Annotated in this window: 2 protein-coding genes; both read right to left on the minus strand. The window is 65.2% G+C overall.

Annotated features, from left to right (window positions below; translation table 11 throughout):
* Positions 1 to 2,045, minus strand: a 2,045-nt coding sequence (glgB, locus tag AYR66_RS02605; protein ID WP_088709566.1) for a 1,4-alpha-glucan branching protein GlgB, incomplete at its 3' end; no start/stop codon positions are given.
* Positions 2,038 to 4,239, minus strand: a 2,202-nt coding sequence (locus tag AYR66_RS02610; RefSeq protein ID WP_170942263.1) for a putative maltokinase, incomplete at its 5' end; no start/stop codon positions are given. The genes AYR66_RS02610 and glgB, both read right to left, overlap by 8 nt.

The following is a 4,239-nucleotide window of genomic DNA, read 5'->3' on the forward strand; positions in this document are numbered from 1 at the left end:
CCTTCGCGCGGCACCGGCGTCATGTTCAGCACCACCAGCACCGGCGCATCGCCTTCATCGCCTTTCCTGAGGTAGGCAAACACGCTGTTGCTGCTGTCATCGCCGATCACCCATGCAAACCCTTCCGGAGTGTGATCGCGCCGGTACAGCGCGGGTTCGGCTGCATACACCCGGTTCAGGTCCCGGAGCAGCCGCTGGATACTGCGATGCGCCGGGTTGTCGAGCAAGCTCCAGTCGGGCGAGCCGTCGTGGTTCCATTCCGTCGGCTGCGCGATCTCGCAGCCCATGAACAGCAGCTTCTTGCCGGGATGCGTCCACATGAAGGCCAGGTAGGCGCGCAGGTTGGCCAGCTTCTGCCAGCTGTCGCCGGGCATCTTGTTCAGCAGCGAACCCTTGCCGTGCACCACCTCGTCATGCGAAATAGGCAGGATGAATTTTTCCGAGAACGCATAGATCAGCCCGAAAGTCATGTCGTGGTGGTGGTGCAGCCGGTACAGCGGATCGGTGCTCATGTAGCGCAAGGTATCGTGCATCCAGCCCATGTTCCACTTGTGGGTGAAGCCGAGGCCGCCCTCTTCCACTGGCGCCGACACGCCGGGCCATGCCGTCGACTCCTCCGCGATCATCAAGGCGCCGGGACAGCGCTGGGCGATCACCTGGTTGAGGTCGCGCAGGAAGGCGACGGCTTCCAGGTTTTCGCGTCCGCCGTACACGTTGGGCACCCATTCGCCGGCCTTGCGGCTGTAGTCGCGGTACAGCATCGACGCCACCGCATCAACACGCAGGCCGTCCACGTGGTAGTGCTCCAGCCATTCCAGCGCGCTGGCGACCAGGAAGGCGCAGACTTCCCTGCGGCCGAGGTTGTAGATCAACGTGTTCCAGTCCTGGTGGTAGCCTTCGCGCGGGTCCTGGTGTTCGTACAATGCGGTGCCGTCGAAGCGCACCAGGCCGTGCTCGTCGGATGGGAAATGCGCCGGCACCCAGTCGAGGATGACGCCGATGCCTTCCGCATGGCAGCGGTCGACAAAGGAGGCAAATCCCGACGGCGAGCCGAAGCGCGCGGTTGGCGCAAACAGGCCCAGCGGCTGGTAGCCCCAGGAGCCGCCGAACGGATGCTCCATCACCGGCAGGAATTCGATGTGGGTAAAGCCCATGCCCTTGACGTAGGGGATCAGCCGGTCGCCGAGTTCATGCCAGCTGAGCGAACGGTTGTCTTCCTCGAGGATGCGCAGCCAGGATCCGGCATGCACCTCGTAGATAGCCATCGGCCCCGGCCCTGCCGGGCGCGCGGCCATCCATGCGTCGTCGGTCCAGCGGAACGGCATGTCGGAGGGCACGACCGACACGGTCGAGGGCGGCATCTCGGTCGCGCGTGCGACGGGATCGGCCTTGAGGGGCAGCACATTGCCGTCCACGCCGACAATTTCGTACTGGTAGCGCGTGCCACTGCGCATGCGCGGAATGAACAGCTCCCATACGCCGGCTTCGAAGCGCAGGCGCATCGGATGGCGCCGCCCGTCCCACAGGTTGAAGTCGCCGACCACCGAGACGCGGCGCGCGTTCGGCGCCCAGACTGCGAAGCGGGTGCCAGCCACGCCGTCGATGTTCATCGGGTTGGCGCCAAGGCAGTGTCCGAGTTCGCGGTGCGTGCCTTCCCGCAGAAGGTGCATGTCGAGTTCGCCGAGCAGCAAGCCGAAGCGGTACGGGTCCTCGGTGTACTGCACCATCTCGCCGCCGGATGCAGTCGGCCAGGTGATGCGCAGCAGGTAATCCTGTCCCGGGGAAAGCGTGGGCGCACCGCTGACGAACAGGCCGCTCTGGTTGACGTTGTAGAGCGATTCCAGCAGCACGCCGGCAGCATCATTGCCTGGCTCGCGCGCAACGACGTCGACAGCCAGTGCTCCCGGCTGGAAAGTGCGTATGACCATGCGGCCGCCCGCCTGGTGCGGCCCGAACAGGCCGAACGGGTCCATCAGCTGTCCATGGACGACGGCGTCGATAGTCCTCTGGTCGACGCCGGTCAGTTCCTCGGTGTGTTCAGCCATTCGATGCTTCTCCTTCCGGGGTGCTCAGCAATTCGTCAGCAATCCTGGCGAGGCCATTCATCGGCACGGGAATCCATGTGGGCCGGTTTGCTGCCTCGTAGCAGACTTCATAGCCGGCCTTTTCCAGCACGAACAGCTGCAACAGGCTGGCCTCGGCTTCCGGCGCAATGCGGAAGCCGTCCGCGTAGGCGGCTTCACGGTACGCTTCGAGGAAGGCCGACTGGCATGTCGGCGCAAACTTGCGGATGATTTCCTGCTTGCGCAGTTCGCCGGCCTCGTCGAGGTCTGCCGGGCCCGCGGTATTGGCGAAGGCGGCGGCATAGTCGAACGAACGCAGCAGGCCCGCGACATCGCGCAGCGGAGAGCTCTTTTCCCGGCGCGCAGCCAGCGGCTTGGACGGCTCGCCTTCGAAGTCGACGATGTAGACGTCGCCATGCGCCACCAGCGCCTGGCCAAGGTGGAAATCGCCATGGATGCGCATGCGCAAGGTGCCGACACCCGCTGCCGCAAGCGCATCGAGGCGGTCCAGCAGGCGGTCGTGCTCGCCAATGAGGCGCGCCGCGCGACGGGCCTCCGCCTCATTGCTCCATTCGCTCCGCGCCTGCAGCGCGGCAAACGCAGCCTCAAGCTGCTTGCGCGCGCCCATCGCCCAGGCTTCGGCATCGTCGACCGTTGCCGTTTCGGGGGAGAATGCCGGGTCATCGGCCGGCCTTGCCAGCAGTGCATGCATTTCACCGAGACGCTTGCCAAGATTCGCCGCGAGGCTGAGCAGTTCATCCTGCGGATGGGAAATCTCCTGCGTGGTTCCGGCCGCCGCGGCCGGCTCGGCGATGGTGGCATGGTGGATCCATCGCGCCAGGGTATCCAGCACCCATTCCCATGCGTCGCCCTGGTTATGAATGAACTCCTGCACCATGATCATGGTGTGGCGCGTGCCGTCCGTTCCGATGCGCGCCACCTCGCCATACATGCGCGGCGCGTTCGCATAGCCGAGGGACGTCAGGTGGCGTCCCATTTCCGCTTCGGGATGCACGCCGGGCAGCAGGCGGCGGATGACCTTCAGCACCATCTTTTCTTCGATGATGAGCGAACTGTTCGACTGTTCGGAAGACACCCGGCGGATCGGCGGCTCGGTGCCGAGTTCGACGGCATCGAGGGCCTCGGTTGGCAGGAACTGCACCTCGCCGTCGCTCGAGGGCAGCGTGGCGCGCGACCGCAGCATGTCGATGATGACGAAGGAAAAGGTATCGAGCACAAAGGCATCGGTCAGGAAGCCGACGTAGCGCCCGCGCCGGGCACGGGCGAGCGCAAGCTGCTGGGGCATCGCGGTGATGATGTCTTCCTCGCGGATGTAGCCGAGCGGAAGCAGGTAGCGGTCGGTGCCGCCTGAAGTGACGGTTTCGATTTCCGCCAGCATGGATGGCAGCACATGCGGCCGTGCAGTTGAACCTGGCAGCGCGGTCGTCACGGAAATGCGTGCCGACTTCAGCTTTTCCTGCTTGCCGGCATACCAGCGGCGCATCGGCAGGTAGACCGGCAGCGCCTCGTTTTCGATGATGTTGCGGCGCGGCGTTTCGAGGATCTCCGACAAGCCGTTGCGCAGCACCAGCGTCGCCAGTTCCGGCAGCGGTTCGGGCGCCGGGACGTGCCACGGCGGCAACCGGGTCTCGGAAGCGAGCAGGAACCAGTAGAAGCCGTAAGGTGGCATCGTCAGCAGGTAAGGCAGCTTGCCGATTTGCGGGAAGGCGGAGCCGCCGAGCATTTCGATCGGCACGCGGCCCGCATAGGAGGAGAGGTCAAGCTCGACCGCCTGCGAGGAGCGGGACACGTTGGCCACGCACAGGATGGTTTCCATCTCGCCATCGCACTCGTACTCGCGCAGGTAGGTGAGGATGCGGCGGTTGACCGGATACAACAGCCTGAAGCTGCCGCGGCTGAACGCGCAATGCTGCTTGCGCACCGACAGCATGCGGCGCATCCAGTTGAGCATGGAGTACGGGTCGGCGCTCTGCGCTTCCACATTGACCGCCTGGAAGCCGTACAGCGGGTCCTGGATCGGCGGGAGCACCAGCCTTGCCGGGTCTGCGCGCGAGAATCCGCCGTTGCGGTCCGAAGTCCACTGCATCGGCGTGCGCACGCCGTCACGGTCGCCGAGATGGATGTTGTCGCCCATGCCGATCTCATCGCCGTAGTA

Source organism: Noviherbaspirillum denitrificans, from assembly GCF_002211445.1.
GTDB lineage: Bacteria > Pseudomonadota > Gammaproteobacteria > Burkholderiales > Burkholderiaceae_D > Noviherbaspirillum > Noviherbaspirillum denitrificans.